Genomic DNA, 14,858 nt, shown 5'->3' with positions numbered 1-14,858 from the left:
CCCGAATGCCCGCCGCCAAAGCGGGCAGAACGATCAGCCCTGGTCGGTCTCGGCGAGAACCCAGTTCGGATCCGCCGCGTCGACATTGCGCTTGAAGGTCCAGATGTCGCGGCTTTCGACCGCGTCGTCCAGCGAACCGGCAATGGCCGTCCCGTCCCGGTCGCGCGTGATCGCCGCGATGTCGGAGACGAACAGGACCGCGATGCGCGCCATCCGCCCGTCCATGTCGGCGGACTTGATCGTCGCGTCCTCGATCCGGATCAGGCGGTTTTCCAGCGTCTCGCCCGCTTCGGTGCGCGCGTCGATTGCGCCCGCGAAGCTTTCATAGACATCGTCGTCGCACAATTCGCGCAGCGTTTCCTTGTCGCCTTCCCAGAAGGCTTCGAGCACCATCGCATAGGCGCCCTTCGCCCCGTCGAGAAAGCCGAGCACGTCGAAGCGCGGATCGGCGGCGGCGATGGCGCGCACGCCGTTTTCGGTCCCGGCGGGAAGATCGGCCTGGCGCAGCGCGACGTCCGGCTGGGTCCGCCGCGCGCGGTCATCGCCCTGCGGCGCGATCGCGTCGGGGCGCTCGAACCGCTGGGGCGCATGCTCCTCCTCATGCTCGGCCCTGCGGCCCAACACCGAATAGAGGCGCAGCCCCAGAAAGGCGGCGATGGCGGCGAGGATGACGATTTCGAGAATCACTATGCGTGCACCTGCAGCTTTGCGTGCGCACCGGGTGCCTTCGACAGGGCACCTGTGGCAGCGCGCGGGATATGTCTTCGTAACCTGCCCTACATAGGTAAGAATTACAAATCGGCAACGCGGTTGAGCGGCCCGAGTGCCCGGGCGGGCGCAGATTCCGCACCTGCCCGCTTCGACCGCCCGTCAGCAATCGACTGGCCGCCATCGACCGGCCGCCATCAATTGGCCGCCATCGGCTCGGTTGCCGGGGTCCGAGGCAGGTGCTAGGCGCGCGGTCGAACCGGCGCACGCTTTTACCTGGCGTATCGCCCGTCATAACATCGAACCGAAAGTGTGCCCAATGGCCGACGAAGGCGACATCCTCACCGATCTGAACATGGACCCGAACGCGAAACCGAACGGGGCCGACAACCGCCCGGCGGCGGGCATCGTGACGCAATATATCAAGGACCTCTCGGTCGAGAACCCGAACGCGCCCGATTGCTTCCAGTGGAACGAGCAGCCGCAGATCGACCTTCAGGTCAATATCGGCGCCAACACGGTCAATCAGGAACTGTCCGAAGTCGAGCTGAAGGTGAACGTCACCGCTAAGGGCGAAAAGGGCGATTTCTACCTGATCGAGCTGTCTTATTGCGGCCTCGTCGGCATGCGCAATCTGCCCGACGAGCAGGCCCACGCCTTCCTCTTCGCCGAAGCGCCGCGCATCCTGTTTCCCTTCGTGCGCCGCGTGATCGCGGATGCCAGCCGCGATGCGGGCTTCCCGCCGCTGATGATGGACCCGATGGATTTCGGCGCGCTCTATCAACAGCAGCTTGCCGCGCGCGCGCAGCAGCAGGGCCAGACCGGCGATGCCATGCCCACGGGCGAGAACTGATCGGGCGCTCGCGCCGCGCCCCGGCCTAAATGTGTGACATGACCGCCGGGGAAGGACGCAGCCGATGAAACTGGTCAAGGCGCTCGGCTCGATCGGGTCGCTGACGCTTGCCAGCCGCGTTCTCGCGTTGGTGCGCGACGCCTTGCAGGCACGTTACGTCGGCGCGGGCTTCGCGTCGGACGCCTTCCTCGTCGCCTTCCGCCTGCCCAACATGTTCCGCGCCCTGTTCGCGGAAGGGGCGTTTTCCGCCGCCTTCATCCCGATGTTCAATCGTCAGGTTGCCGAAGGCGGCGGCAAGCCCGCCGGCGTCGATTTCGCGGAGCGGGCGCTGGCCGTGCTGCTGCCGGTACTGGTGGTCTTCACGATCGCGCTGATGATCGCGGCCTGGCCGCTCACCTATGCGCTGTCGGGTGGGTTCAACGATCCGACGCCGGAACAATTCAGCTACGCCGTGATGCTGTCGCGGATCACTCTGCCCTATCTGCTGATGATCTCGCTGGTGTCGCTGCTCGGCGGTATTCTCAATTCGCTGGAGCGGTACTGGGTCAACGCTGCCGCCCCGATCCTGCTCAATATCGCGATGGTCGCCGGCCTAGCGCTGTTCCATGGCGAAAACCCTTACGAGACCGCCATGGTGCAGGCCGTCTCCGTCACTGTCGGCGGGGCGCTGCAACTGGTATTCCTGATTTGGGGCTGCCGTCGGGCAGGCATCAAATTGAAGCTGCGCCTGCCCCGGATCGACAAGGACATCAAACGGCTGATGGCGCTGATCCTGCCCGCCGCCGCGGGCGCAGGGGCGACGCAGATCAACCTTCTCATCTCGACTGCGCTGGCAGGCGCGCTGCTGGCACCGGGCGCGATCAGCTTTATCTATTATGCGGACCGGCTGAACCAGTTGCCGCTCGGCCTGATCGGGATCGGCCTCGGCACGATCCTGCTGCCCACGCTTTCCCGCCTGCTCAGCAACGATCAGGTGGACGAAGCGCTCGACATGCAGAACCGCGGCATCGAGCTGGCGCTGTTCCTGACGCTGCCCGCCACCGCCGCTTTCCTGACGATTTCAGAACCGATCGTGCGCGGATTGTTCGAATATGGCGCGTTCAGCGCACAGGATACGCGGGCGACCGCGCTGGTGCTGGCCGCCTTCTCACTGGGCCTGCCTGCCTATATCCTGATCAAGGTGCTGACGCCGGGCTATTATGCGCGTTCCGACACGCGCACGCCGGTGCGCTTCGCCATCATCGCGATCGTGGTCAATATCATCGGCAATATCGCGCTGATCCCGACCATCGGCTATCTCGGCCCGCCGGTCGCCACCGCCGTATCCGCCGCGATCAATGCTGCGCTGCTGTTCTGGACATTGCGCAAGCGCGGCCAGTTCGCCGCCGATGCGCGCCTGCTGCGCCGTCTGCCCCGGCTGGCGCTAGCGGCGGCGATCATGGGCGGGGCGCTGGCGCTCTCGCGCCCGCTGATGGCACCGTTCATGGCGGGTGACATGGTGATGCGCGGCCTCACTCTGGCAGTCACGGTCGGTGCGGGCGCGGCCGTCTATATCGCGGCGAGTTTCCTTACCGGCGCCTTCCGGCTAAGCGACCTAAAGGCGCTGCGCCGCCGCGCCCCTGCACCCAAATCCCCCGAACCAGAGCAATAGGCCCAAAACCATGCGCGTCGTTTCCGGCATCCAGCCGACAGGCAATCTCCACCTCGGCAATTATCTCGGCGCGATCCGCAATTGGGTGCGGATGCAGGATGAGATTACCGGCGCTCACGCAGCCGAAGGCGGTAGCGCTGAGAAAAACGGCGCTCAAGCAGCCGCAGGCGGTGGCGCGGAAAAGAACGAGGCTCTGTTCTTCCTCGCGGACCTGCATGCCATTTCCATGCCGCACGATCCGGCTCAGCTCCATCAGGGCACGCTGGAGATGGCTGCGGCACTGGTTGCCTGCGGGATCGATCCCGAACGCTCGATCCTGTTTAACCAGGCGCAGGTGCCCCAGCATGCCGAGCTGCAATGGCTGCTCAACGGCACGGCGCGGATGGGCTGGCTCAACCGCATGACGCAGTGGAAGGACAAGGCGGGCAAGAACCGCGAAGGCGCCAGCGTCGCCCTGTTCGCCTATCCCGTGCTGCAGGCCGCCGACGTGCTGCTCTATCAGGCGACTCATGTGCCAGTGGGCGAGGATCAGAAGCAGCATCTCGAGCTGGCGCGCGACATCGCGCAGAAATTCAACCACGATTTCGCAACTGAAGATGCGCCGGTCTTCACTCTGCCCGATCCGATCGTGCCGCCCGATGCCGCGCGCATCATGAGCCTGCGCGACGGGACGAAGAAAATGTCGAAATCGGATCCCTCCGATATGAGCCGCATCAACCTCGCCGACGATCCGGACGAAGTGATGAAGAAGGTCAAGAAGGCCAAGACCGATCCCGAGCCCTTGCCATCCGATCGCAAGGGGCTGGAAGACCGGGCCGAGGCGCTGAACCTCGTGACGATCTATGCCGCGCTGACAGACAGCAGCGTCGACGCCGTGCTCGAAGAGCATGGTGGGCAGGGTTTCGGCCATTTCAAACCGCTTCTGGGCGAAGCGCTGGTCGAGACGCTTAAACCGATATCTGCGCGGTTTACGCAGCTTCTGGAGGACCGCGAGGCGCTCGACGCGATTCTGGCGCGCGGCGCGGCCCAGGCGCGCGAGCGGGCGGTCGCGACGCTCGATGCGACCTACGATGCGCTCGGTCTGGTGCGCGGCTGAGCGTTCGGGGCGAGCCGCTTCGGGAACCGGAAGCGCGCAAGTGCGCTCGATAAGAGACGGATATATCATTCAAACCGGGTTCAGCCCGGCTGCGATAGACCGTGCCTATTCGCTGACAGATTGGCCGCCGATCGACCCGTGACAGGTAGTGACAGGCAGGGGAAAGGGCCCGCGCAGCGCGATTCGAACTTCGAAAGGACTATCTATGACCTTCGCATCGCAAGGTTGGGGGCGCATCGCCAGGAAAGCCTCCGTACCTCTTCTTCTCGCCAGCCTCGCGGCGTGCGCGACGCCGTCATTCAAGGCGGACGTATCCCGTTTCCAGACCCAGCTCCCCGCGCCGACGGGCGAAAGCTTCTTCGTCGTCGCCGACGATCCCGCTCTGGCGGGCGGCCTCGAATTCGCGCTCTATGCCGACGAGGTCGAGGAAGAAATGCAGCGCCTGGGCTACGCGCAGGCCGCCTCTCCCGAAGCCGCCAGCCTGCTGGTCCGCTTCGATTACGGTGTCGATAACGGGCGCGAGCGCATTCGCAGCACCGGCGTGCGCGATCCGTTCTACGATCCGTGGTATCGCTTCAGCCCCTATCGTTCGCGGCTCGCCTATCGCGGCTTTTACGGGCGGCCCTGGGGATACGGGTTCTACGATCCGTGGTTCGGCGGCTCGGACATCCGCAGCTACACCGTCTACACCAGCGGCATCGATCTGAAGATCGACCGCGCGGCGTCGGGCGAGCGTCTGTTCGAAGGCAAGGCCGAAGCGGTCTCGACCTCCGACCGCCTGCAATATCTGGTGCCGAATCTGGTCGAAGCGATGTTCACCGATTTCCCCGGCAATTCGGGCGAGACCGTGCGCATCTCGATCGCACCGGAAGACAAGGCAGCGCGCCGCTAAATCGGCCGGAGCCGAAATATCTATCGAAAGGGCGGCATCGCGAGGTGCCGCCCTTTTCGTATCTAGTCTTGCCCGAATCGGCCCCTGAACGCGAACCGGACCGCGCCGATGGTCCCGGCGCTGAGGATCGCGCCTTCCACAATAGTCGCGACCGACAGCGTGCGCGGGCCGAAGCCCTTTTCGCCGAGAACGGTCCCAAGGCCTTCCATCTCGAGCCGCGTATCGCCGAGCCCCAGCTGCAAGGCATAAAGCGACCCGCCCAGAAGACGCCCGCCGACAAGGTCGATCGCGAACCCGCCTAGCGCGCCCACGAGAAGCGCGAAAAGCGCCGCCGCCGCGATTCCGCTCCGCCGGATCCATGCCAGCCAGAGCGCGCAGCCGATCGCGCCGCCCATAATCAATCCTTCGACCAGGCTCGCCACCGCGCCGATCGATTGCGAGGTCAGGAGGCCCACGCCGTCCCTGCCCATCGTCCCACCCAGCGCGCCCACCGCCATGCCGCCCAGCATGGCTCCAGCGATCAGCACCGCATCGATCCGCCCCCGCCATGCAAAAGCGCTCGCCATGCCAAGCCCGATGCCAGCCCCCGCGAGCGTGCCCAGCAGAGTGACGAGCGCTGTCAGCACCAGCACGGTCGATGCGCCGCCCGACGCCCCAGCGATGCCGTAGAACAGACCGCCGATCACGCCCGTTAGCGCGCCGCCCAGAGTGGTCGCCGCGGCGAGGCGTCCGGGGCCGGGTTCTTGCTGCAATGGTACAGAGGTGTTTGCGCTCTCAACCACGCTTTGCGCGTCAGCTTCCTCCTCGACCTCGGCCAGGAAGCGATAGCCGTGCTTGGGCACGGTCTGGATGAAGCGCGGATTGCCCGCCTCGTCGCCCAGAGCGCGGCGCAGAGTGCGGATGCATTGAGTCAGCGCCTCGTCCGTCACCGGAATGCCGCGCCAGACTTCGTCCATGAAGCGGTCCTTGGACACCAGCGCCCCGCGCGCTTCCACCAGCAGGACCAGAGCGTCGAAATAGCGGCTGCCGAGATCGAGCGGCGCGCCATCGCGGCAGACCTGCCGGTCGGCGCGATCGAGCGCGAATCCATCGAACCACAGGATGGGCAAAGTGTCGGTCATGCTCCCCTCTTCGCGCTTCGGCCTATGCCAAAGGAGTCGCGACGGGAAGGTTTTCACGCCTAGCTTCGGCTTTCCTCAGGAATTGCTCATGCCGCTCAGGCGCATGGCAAGGCATAGGATCGCCATCGAAACCGCAGGAATTGAACCATGATCGACTCGCCCCAGCCCCCCTCGTCCCAATCACACTTCTTCAACGGCTGGCGCATCGCCGGGTGGAGCGCGGCGCTGGCGCTGCTGCTGTTGCCCGCCATCGCTATGCGCTTCACCGACGAGGTAGAGTGGACCGCGCTCGATTTCGTCTTTGCCGGCGTGCTGCTCTTCTCGCTCGGCATGGGGCTGGAGATTGCAGTGCGAGTCGGACGCGGCGGCATGCATACGCTCGGCCTCGCCATCGCGGCGGTCGCGGGCTTCCTCACTCTGTGGGCCAATGCGGCGGTCGGGTTCATCGGGGCCGAAGGGGAGCCGGTGAATATCGCCATCAGCCTGATGGTCGTCGCCGCAGCCATCGTCACGCTCGCCGTGCGTTTTCGCCCCAAAATATTGCGCTTCGTGTTTGCAGGCGTCGCGCTGGGGCAGATCGCGTCGGGAATCTACGCGACGAGCGCCATGCCCGGCCACGAAGTCGAATGGGGCATTCTGATCGTCTTTGCCGGCATCTGGAGCACGGCGGCGCTGGGCTTCCACCGCGCGGCGAGCGTCTAGCCCAGTTTCGCGTGGCCGCCGGTCGATCCGAAGCCGCCCGTCCCGCGCGCGGTCTCGTCCAGCTCCTCAACCTCGCTCCAGCGTGCCTGCACCACCGGGGCGAGGACGAGCTGCGCGATCCGGTCGCCCCGCGCGATGGCGAAATCTTCGCCACCGTGATTGATCAGGATGACCTTCAATTCGCCGCGATAGTCTGAATCGATAGTGCCCGGCGTGTTGGGCACGGTGATCCCATGCTTGAGCGCGAGGCCCGAACGCGGACGGACCTGAATTTCGTAGCCTTCGGGGATCGCCAGCGCGAAACCGGTCGCCACCGCATGGCGTGCGCCGGGCGCGATCGTGCATCCTTCCGCCGCCAGCACGTCCATGCCCGCCGCGCCATGGGTGGCGTAGGCAGGCAGCGCCAGCCCCGCCCCATGCGCCAGACGCTTGATCTTCACGCCCACCGGTTCATTCATGCGCGTGCCTCCAGCACCGCAGCCGCGCGGCGCACCAGTTCGCGCGCGACATCCTGCTTGGGCATCTCGTCCAAAGTCTCGACGCCATCTTTCGTGACGATGTGGACGCGGTTGCGATCGCCGCCCATGACCGAACCCTGCCCGGTATCGGCGACATCGTTGGCGACGATCCAGTCCGCTCCCTTGCGCGCCCGCTTCGCGACCGCATTGTCGACGACGTTTTCGGTCTCCGCCGCGAACCCGATCAACAATGCGGGGCGATCTTCGGCCTGGCCGAGGCTTGCCAGAATATCCGGATTTACCGCGAGTTCGAGCGCGGGCGGGCGCGATCCGCGCTTCTTGATCTTCTGTCCGGCAGGCAGGCTCGCCTTCCAGTCCGCGACGGCGGCCACCATGAAGGCCGCATCGGCGGGCAGCGCCGCGCGCACCGCTTGGGCCATTTCTTCCGCGCTTTCGACATCCACCCGGTCGACGCCGAGCGGGGTCGGCAGATGCACCGGTCCGGCGATCAACGTCACGCGCGCGCCCGCCGCCGCAGCCATGGCGGCGATGGCGAAGCCCTGTTTTCCCGAGCTGCGATTGGCGATGTAGCGCACCGGATCGATCGCTTCGTGAGTCGGCCCGGCGGTCACGAGCACATGCCGCCCGTAAAGCGGGCGATGCGCGGGATCGGTGTCGAATTCCGCCTGCCCGTCGAGAGGATCGAAAACGGGATCGGGTTCGGGCGCGACCTGCCGGCCGACTTCGTGATTGATCGCCTCGCGATCGGTCGGCGGTGCGGCGGCGGCCTTGCCCTTGGTCGCCAACAGGGGCCCGGTATCAAGCGAGTCGGGCGATGGGCCGAATTCGAGCGAGATTTCGGGCGCAGCTTCCGGCGCGGCTTCATCGAAATCCGGCAGCGCGTCGAGCTCGGCCTCCAGATCGTCATGGCTGCGCCGTTCGGTGCTGCGCGGGATAATCGCGGACAGGAGCGAACCCAGCCCGCCGCCGCGCGCCGGTGGCGCAGCGAGGTCTTCTTCCGGAACCTCCAGCCATTCGCCGCCGAGATCGGGCGCGGGAAGGCCCGGCATTTCGATGTCGAGATCGAGCTTGTCGGCAATGGCGCGCAGGATCGCGGGCGGTTCGGGCAGGCGTCCGGGTCCGAATTCGCCGCAGGCCATCGGCCCTTCGTCGGGGTCGACCACAGTGACGCCCGCCTGCCGCAGCCATTCCGCGTTGCGCTGCGTGGCCTCATGCTCCCACATCCGCACGTTCATGGCAGGCACGGCCAGCACGGGCTTGTCGGTGGCGAGAATCAGCGTGGTCGCCAGATCGTCGGCAATGCCCGCCGCCATCTTGGCCAGCATGTTCGCGGTCGCCGGGCAGACGACGACGAGATCCGCCTCGCGCGACAATTGGATGTGGCCCATTTCGACCTCGTCCTTGAGATCGAACAGCGAGGTATAGACCTTGTTCTCGCTCAATGCGGCCAGCGACATGGGCGTGACGAATTGCGCGCCCCCTTCGGTCAGTACGCAAGTCACGCTGGCGCCCGCCTTGCGGATCAGGCGCACGAGTTCGCAGGATTTGTAGGCCGCGATGCCGCCGCCGATCACCAACAGGATGCGCGGCCCGCTCATCGCCGCGATCCGCCCGTCATGCCGGTCGCTCGTCGAAGAGGCGCAACGCGCTGCCGATTAAACCGATATCTCATCGCTCCGCCTGCTAGCGCGCCCGGATCGCGAAGGCCAGCGGGCTTGCGTAGCGGGTGCGCGCAGGCCTAACGCGCGAATCGAAAGATCGGGAGAGAAAACAATGCATTTCGTCTTGAGCGCCCTCGTCGCCTTGCTGGCGCTGCTCGATCTGATGCTGGGCATGGGTTTTCTCGTGAATCCGGCGGCATCGGGCGCGGATTTCGGACTGTCGGCGGTTGATCTACTGAATGGCGGAGCCGAAGGGCTTTCGGCGATGCGGGCGGACTTCACGGCCTTCTTCCTCGTCGCTGCCGGTTTCATGGGCCTTGGCGCATGGCGCCGCCGGGGCGACGTGCTGACTGTGCCGCTCGCTCTGTTCGCAATCGCCTTTACCGGACGGCTGATCAATCTGCTGGTGGTGGGTAGTTATGAAGGCTGGTGGCTGCCGATGGCTGTGGAGCTCGGCCATGTCGCGATCCTGGCGCTGGCCATCAGGGTGTGGCCGTGGCGGCGGCGTCGCTCGAAGTTTCGCGCAGGCTGAGCGCGTCCACAATGGCGCGCGGCACGAAGGCAAGGCCTACGCCGTAGGCCGGCACAACGAGGCCCATCCAGTAGAAATTCTCCAGCCGCGCGAACAGGGCGACGAACAGGAAGAACCCGGCAAACCAGCCGAGCGCCAGCGTCCCCATCCGCCCGCCCAGCGCCGCCCAGCCGAGCAGGGGCAGCACGCCGAGCGGCCCGGCGATCCAGGCCGGAAGCTCCTGCAGAATCGTCAGCAGGTTGATCCCGTAAAGCGGCAAGGCCGGGCCGATCAGAGCCTGCCACCCTTCCGAAACGAGATCGCCCGGAAGGCGCTCCGCCGCCACGGCATTCGCGTGGAGGACCACTCCGATCGCGAGGACCGCCAGAGCGGCCCCCAACGCCATCGCGCGCGACCATCGCTTTTGTAAAATCGCCAGCGCGGTCCACAAAAGCAGGAACGGGACGGCGAGCAGCCGCAGCGCGCTGGCGCAGAAGGCCAGAGCCAGCGCGGCCGGAAAAAATCGTTCCGACAGGGCCAGCGCGAGCGAGATCATCAGCCCGGCAAGTGCTTCGTGGCTGGTCGCGATTTCGGGGATCAGCGCGACCACGCCGAACAGCGCCACCAGCCCTGCCGCCCCCATCCGCTCGGACCGCGAGCCGCGCGTCTTGAGAGCCGCATGCCAAGCCAGGATATCGGCGACCCACAACAGGATCGCGATGGCCCGCCATCCCGCAGCATCCCATAGCGCCGTCGTCCAGGCCAGCACCGGCGTACGGACGGTAACGAACGGAGCGGTGGGGTATTTCGTGCGCCGATGTTCGTCGGTCGCGACCGCGTAATATTCCTCGCCCGCCGCCACGCGCGCATTGATCGTGCGGTAGAGATCCATGTCGACTCGCGCGCCTTCTTCGCTGCGCGCGGTGTTCTGGGTTTGCAGCCGCTGGTCGAGCGTTTGCAGGCTGGTTGCATTGGCGATGCAAGCGATGGCCGTCAGGATCAGCAGGAGAACGCCCGCCCAGCGCGGGAAAAGGCGTAGCGGACGCTCCGGCAGCGCGCCGAAACGCCCCGAAATCAGCCGATCCAGCCCTGCGCCGCGGCCAGCCATGCCAGTCCCCCTCCGCCAAGAGCCGCGACGAGATAGCCGAACCAGCCCCGATCGCGCTTGCGCCGCTCGCCGATAAGCTCGATCTCCGGCAGAGGCGGCGGCTCGGGCGCACCGCCGCGCGGCGGATACATCTCTTCCAGCCGCCGGATCAGCGCAGGCACGCGCAGCAGCGTCTCGGTATCCTCGCGGATCCGGTCGGCCAGCGCGGCTTCGGGGCCCAGCTCATCGCGGATCCATTCGCGCACGAAGGGAGCACTCACATCCCACATATTGATCTTGGGATTGAGCTGGGTGGCGATCCCTTCGACCATCACCATCGTCTTCTGAAGCAGCAGAAGATGCGGCTGGGTCTGCATGTCGAAATCGCGCGTAATGGCGAACAGCCCGTCGAGCATCTGGCCGACGCTTAATTCGCTCACCGGCTTGCCGCGCATCGGTTCGCCAACCGCCCGCAGCGCGGTGGCGAATTCGTCGACCGAGTGGTGGGAAGGCACATATTGTGCCTCGAAATGGATTTCGGCGACGCGCCGGTAATCGCCCGTGGTCAGTCCGTAGAGGATTTCCGCCAGCCACTGCCGCGCCTGCCGGTCGATCCGGCCCATGATCCCGAAATCGATCGCGGCGATCGTCCCGTCCGGCTTCACGAACAGATTGCCCTGATGCATGTCGGCGTGGAAATAGCCGTAGCTGATCGCCTGTTTGAGGAAGGCCAGCACCAGCCGTTCGGCAAGATCGGGCAGATCATGCCCCTGCGCGATCAGCTCTTCGGTACGCGATATCTTGGTGCCGTCGATCCATTCGATCGTCATCACCCGGCCATTGGTGCGATCCCAATCGACCTGAGGAATCATGTAGCGCGGCGTGCCCCGCATCGCTTCGGAAAGTTCCGACGCACTCGCCGCCTCGCGCCTGAGGTCGAGTTCGCGCAGAGTCCAGCGCTTGAAATTGGCGATGGTCAACGCCGGGCGCAGGCGGCGCACTTCGCCCGTCCCCATCGCTTCCAGATGCGCCGCCGCCCATTCATAGGTCTGGATGTCGCGCGCGAAGCGTTCGCGAATGCCGGGGCGAAGAACCTTGATCGCAACCGTTCGTCCGTCGATGGTGACGCCGCGATGGACCTGCGCGATCGAAGCCGCGCCCACCGGATCGGGTTCGATCGACTGGAACAGCGTGTCGAGCGGCTGGCCGAAGGCAGCCTCCATCGCCGCCTCGATCTGCGCGAAGGGCACAGGCGCCAGGCTGTCCTGCAGCCCGAGAAGGTTCTGCGCCGCATCCTCGCCCACAAGATCGGGCCGGGTCGCCAGCGTCTGGCCGAGCTTGATCGCGGCGGGACCGATCGCCTGGAAGGCACCGGCGTAATCGGGTTCTCGCGGCTGGATGGTGCCGAACCGCGCGATCCGCGCCAGGCGCTTGACCGGAGGCGGCGTATTGGGATCGCGCTCGATCCCGCGCAGCGCCCCGTGTCGCGCCAGTGTGCGGCCCCATTTCAGGAGTCGCCAGATATGCGTCGCGGGTCTGGTCAAATGCTCAGACCTTCCACCCGGAATGGATCGCGACGAGGCCACCCATGATCGGCTCGACCCGCGTGTTTTCGAACCCCGCATCGCGGATCATGCGTTCGAATTCCGGCATGGGCGGAAAACGCCGGATCGATTCGATCAGATAGCGATAGCTGTCCTCGTCACCCGCCACCATTTTGCCGATCTGCGGCACCAGCTTGTGCGAATAGAGGTCGTAAGCTTCCCTGAAGCCGGGCCATTCGACAGTGCTGAATTCGAGGCAGAAGAACCGCCCGCCGAATTTGAGCACGCGATGCGCTTCCCTCAGCGCCTTGTCGATCCGGGTGACGTTGCGGATACCGAAGGCGATCGTATAGGCGTCGAACTGGCGCGCGGGATAACTCAGCTCTTCCGCGTTCTGGCACGACCAGGACAGGCCGGTGATGCCGCGTTCCATCGCGCGTTCGATCCCAACGTCGAGCATGTCCTGATTGATATCGGCCACGGTCACTTCCGCGCCGCGTTCCGCCATGCGGAAAGCGATGTCGCCCGTGCCCCCCGCCATGTCGAGCACCGCTTCGCCGTGCTGGGGCTTCACCCGCTTGACGAAGCGGTCCTTCCACAGCCGGTGCATGCCCCCCGACATCGCATCGTTCATGATGTCGTATTTGCTGGCCACATTCGAAAAGACCGCGCCGACGCGGGCGGCCTTTTCGTCCGCGGCGATATCCTCGTATCCGAAGGAGACGGTGTCGTGGTCGGTCGTGGGCTGATCCATGACGCGAAGCCTTAGGGGGAATTGCCGGGACGGCAAAGGGGTGTCAGAGGCAGATCATGCCGGAACTTCCCGAAGTCGAAACCACCGTGCGCGGGCTGGCGCGCTATCTCGACGGCGAAACGATCACGCGGGTGACCGTGAACCGCCCCGATCTGCGCCGCCCCTTCCCGCCCGACCTCGTCCAGGCGCTCACCGGTGCGCGCGTATCTGGCCTGTCGCGCCGGGCGAAATACGGGCTGATCCATACCAATCGCGATCACGTCATGGTGTTTCACCTCGGCATGAGCGGGCGCTGGCGAATCGATCCCGAAAGCGCGGAGACGCACGACCATCTGGTGCTCGAAACCGCCGCGCACCGCTTCGCACTCAATGATCCGCGCCGCTTCGGATCGGTGGATTTGCTGACGGTGCCCGAGCTCGATCTCTGGAAACCCTTCGCCGCGCTCGGTCCGGAACCGCTGGGCGATGCGCTGACGGCGGCGCATCTGCGCAGCGCAACCGCGGGACGCAAACCCGCGATCAAGCTGCTCCTGCTGGACCAGCGCGTGGTCGCCGGGCTCGGCAATATCTATGTCTGCGAAGCGCTGTGGCGCGCGCGCATCGATCCGCGCAAGACCGGGGCGAAGGTCACCCGGCCCCAGCTCGAACGGCTCGTTCCCGCGATCCGCGACGTGCTCGAACAGTCGATCCGCGACGGCGGCTCCACCCTGCGCGATTTTGCACAGCCCGATGGCGAGCTGGGCTATTTCGCGACCCGCTTCGACGTCTACGGGCGCGAAGGGCAGGCCTGCCATCGCGCCGATGACGAAGACTGCGGCGGCACGATCCGGCGCGTGGTACAGGGTGGACGCAGCACATGGTTCTGCCCGGTCTGTCAGCGCTGATCCGGCCGCGCGGTAAATTCCTTGACGATTCGCGCCCGTCCCCGTATGTGCGCCGCTTTCCGGCGGTAATGCGCCGTCTCTTTAATTCGAGATTCGATCAACCAACGCGCCGCTCCATCAGGCAGGCGCCCAAGCTACGAGCCAGACAAGGACCGACATGGCCAATACGCCGCAAGCCAAGAAGCGCATCCGCCGCAACGAGCGCCGGGCCGAAGTGAACACCGCCCGCATGAGCCGCATCCGCACGCACCTCAAGAAGGTCGAAAGCGCGGTTGCCGAAGGCGACAAGAAAGCGGCGAGCGATGCCCTTCAGGCCGCGCAGCCCGAACTGGCCCGCGGCGTGTCGCGCGGCGTGATCCACAAGAACACCGCCGCGCGCAAGATGAGCCGGCTGTCGAAGCGCGTCGCCGCCCTCTAAGGCGAGCGGCTGCACCGGCCCTTGCGGGTCGGCAAGCCACGAATATTCGAAAAGGCCGTTGCGAGGAATCGCAGCGGCCTTTTCGCGTCTGAGCACCCTTCGTCATACGGCATCGCAGACCCGTAACCACCCTGTCACATGCTCCGCGCGCAAGCCTCCGGAATCCCATGATTCGCGAGCGTCCGAGCGGATAAAAACGAACCGATTCATTGGCTTGAACGGCGGCCTGCGGGTCTTGGCGGGTCAAGCGCTTTATTTCAGATTTTTTGCCTTGTCCCCACTTGCGACTCGCTTCGAGACCGACCTACAACATGGCCACGCCGGGCGACTGGACAGCGCCCGGCTTCACAATCTGATTGAGCGGGGGAGCCGCCGGATCAGCGATTCCGGGGCAATGCGAAGCTTTATCGAAATGCCTTCTCGGGGGCTTGGGGCGCTGGAAACGCGTGCGTTTCCGGTGACGGGACGGGTGTGCGTACGATGGGTAGAACAAGTGG

The 14,858-nt window shown here is 65.7% G+C and carries 15 protein-coding genes; 8 read left to right on the top strand and 7 right to left on the bottom strand.

Translation table 11 applies throughout. The features are described from left to right. Positions 1-33: 33 nt before the first annotated feature. Complete coding sequence (locus J7347_RS12360) at positions 34-687, bottom strand: Tim44/TimA family putative adaptor protein (RefSeq protein ID WP_209162361.1); 654 nt, start codon at positions 685-687, stop codon at positions 34-36. A gap of 340 nt (positions 688-1,027) precedes the next feature. On the opposite strand from J7347_RS12360, the gene secB reads away from it, so the two are divergent. The 4 genes from secB to J7347_RS12340 all read left to right on the top strand — a co-directional run bounded on the left by secB (position 1,028) and on the right by J7347_RS12340 (position 5,200). Then, positions 1,028-1,561 (top strand): protein-export chaperone SecB, encoded by a 534-nt coding sequence (gene secB / locus J7347_RS12355; protein WP_067680891.1) that lies wholly within the window; start codon positions 1,028-1,030, stop codon positions 1,559-1,561. Positions 1,562-1,625: 64 nt separating this feature from the next. Beyond that, entirely contained in the window at positions 1,626-3,212 is a 1,587-nt protein-coding gene (gene murJ / locus J7347_RS12350; protein WP_209162360.1) for a murein biosynthesis integral membrane protein MurJ, read from the top strand. Positions 3,213-3,222: 10 nt separating this feature from the next. Continuing rightward, positions 3,223-4,308: a tryptophan--tRNA ligase gene (trpS, locus tag J7347_RS12345; protein WP_209162359.1), complete on the top strand. Its 1,086-nt coding sequence runs from the start codon at positions 3,223-3,225 to the stop codon at positions 4,306-4,308. Between the two features lie 205 nt (positions 4,309-4,513). After that, complete coding sequence (locus J7347_RS12340; RefSeq protein WP_067680899.1) at positions 4,514-5,200, top strand: DUF4136 domain-containing protein; 687 nt, start codon at positions 4,514-4,516, stop codon at positions 5,198-5,200. A 62-nt stretch (positions 5,201-5,262) separates the two neighbouring features. Here the strand turns inward: J7347_RS12340 and J7347_RS12335 are convergent, their stop codons facing one another. Further along, the gene (locus tag J7347_RS12335) at positions 5,263-6,321 is read right to left on the bottom strand and encodes a transcriptional regulator (protein WP_209162358.1); all 1,059 of its coding nucleotides are present in this window, start codon (positions 6,319-6,321) and stop codon (positions 5,263-5,265) included. A 147-nt stretch (positions 6,322-6,468) separates the two neighbouring features. On the opposite strand from J7347_RS12335, the gene J7347_RS12330 reads away from it, so the two are divergent. Then, entirely contained in the window at positions 6,469-7,023 is a 555-nt protein-coding gene (locus J7347_RS12330) for a hypothetical protein (RefSeq protein WP_209162357.1), read from the top strand. On the opposite strand, the gene dut is transcribed toward J7347_RS12330, so the two are convergent. Then, positions 7,020-7,481: a dUTP diphosphatase gene (gene dut, locus J7347_RS12325; RefSeq protein WP_209162356.1), complete on the bottom strand. Its 462-nt coding sequence runs from the start codon at positions 7,479-7,481 to the stop codon at positions 7,020-7,022. The genes J7347_RS12330 and dut overlap by 4 nt on opposite strands. Continuing rightward, the gene (locus J7347_RS12320) at positions 7,478-9,100 is read right to left on the bottom strand and encodes a bifunctional phosphopantothenoylcysteine decarboxylase/phosphopantothenate synthase (RefSeq protein WP_209162355.1); all 1,623 of its coding nucleotides are present in this window, start codon (positions 9,098-9,100) and stop codon (positions 7,478-7,480) included. The genes dut and J7347_RS12320 overlap by 4 nt, the downstream gene beginning before the upstream one ends. Before the next feature lie 175 nt (positions 9,101-9,275). On the opposite strand from J7347_RS12320, the gene J7347_RS12315 reads away from it, so the two are divergent. Then, complete coding sequence (locus tag J7347_RS12315; RefSeq protein ID WP_209162354.1) at positions 9,276-9,695, top strand: hypothetical protein; 420 nt, start codon at positions 9,276-9,278, stop codon at positions 9,693-9,695. Here the strand turns inward: J7347_RS12315 and J7347_RS12310 are convergent. The 3 genes from J7347_RS12310 to J7347_RS12300 are packed head-to-tail and all read right to left on the bottom strand — an operon-like array spanning position 9,646 to position 13,059. Next, on the bottom strand, positions 9,646-10,782 hold the full coding sequence (locus J7347_RS12310; RefSeq protein WP_209162353.1) for a hypothetical protein: 1,137 nt from the start codon (positions 10,780-10,782) through the stop codon (positions 9,646-9,648). The genes J7347_RS12315 and J7347_RS12310 overlap by 50 nt on opposite strands. After that, a complete protein-coding gene (gene ubiB / locus J7347_RS12305) occupies positions 10,749-12,305 on the bottom strand; it encodes a 2-polyprenylphenol 6-hydroxylase (RefSeq protein ID WP_209162352.1) in 1,557 nt (518 codons plus the stop codon). Before ubiB ends, J7347_RS12310 begins: the two co-directional genes overlap by 34 nt. A 4-nt stretch (positions 12,306-12,309) precedes the next feature. Next, positions 12,310-13,059: a class I SAM-dependent methyltransferase gene (locus tag J7347_RS12300; protein WP_209162351.1), complete on the bottom strand. Its 750-nt coding sequence runs from the start codon at positions 13,057-13,059 to the stop codon at positions 12,310-12,312. A gap of 56 nt (positions 13,060-13,115) precedes the next feature. On the opposite strand from J7347_RS12300, the gene mutM reads away from it, so the two are divergent. Next, the gene (mutM, locus tag J7347_RS12295; protein WP_209162350.1) at positions 13,116-13,943 is read left to right on the top strand and encodes a bifunctional DNA-formamidopyrimidine glycosylase/DNA-(apurinic or apyrimidinic site) lyase; all 828 of its coding nucleotides are present in this window, start codon (positions 13,116-13,118) and stop codon (positions 13,941-13,943) included. Positions 13,944-14,100: 157 nt separating this feature from the next. Then, complete coding sequence (gene rpsT / locus J7347_RS12290; RefSeq protein WP_067680929.1) at positions 14,101-14,361, top strand: 30S ribosomal protein S20; 261 nt, start codon at positions 14,101-14,103, stop codon at positions 14,359-14,361. Positions 14,362-14,858 lie beyond the last annotated feature (497 nt).

This window comes from Erythrobacter sp. A6_0, from assembly GCF_017744235.1.
In the GTDB taxonomy this organism is placed as follows: Bacteria; Pseudomonadota; Alphaproteobacteria; order Sphingomonadales; family Sphingomonadaceae; genus Qipengyuania.
This window is presented reverse-complemented; position numbering and strand designations above follow the sequence as displayed.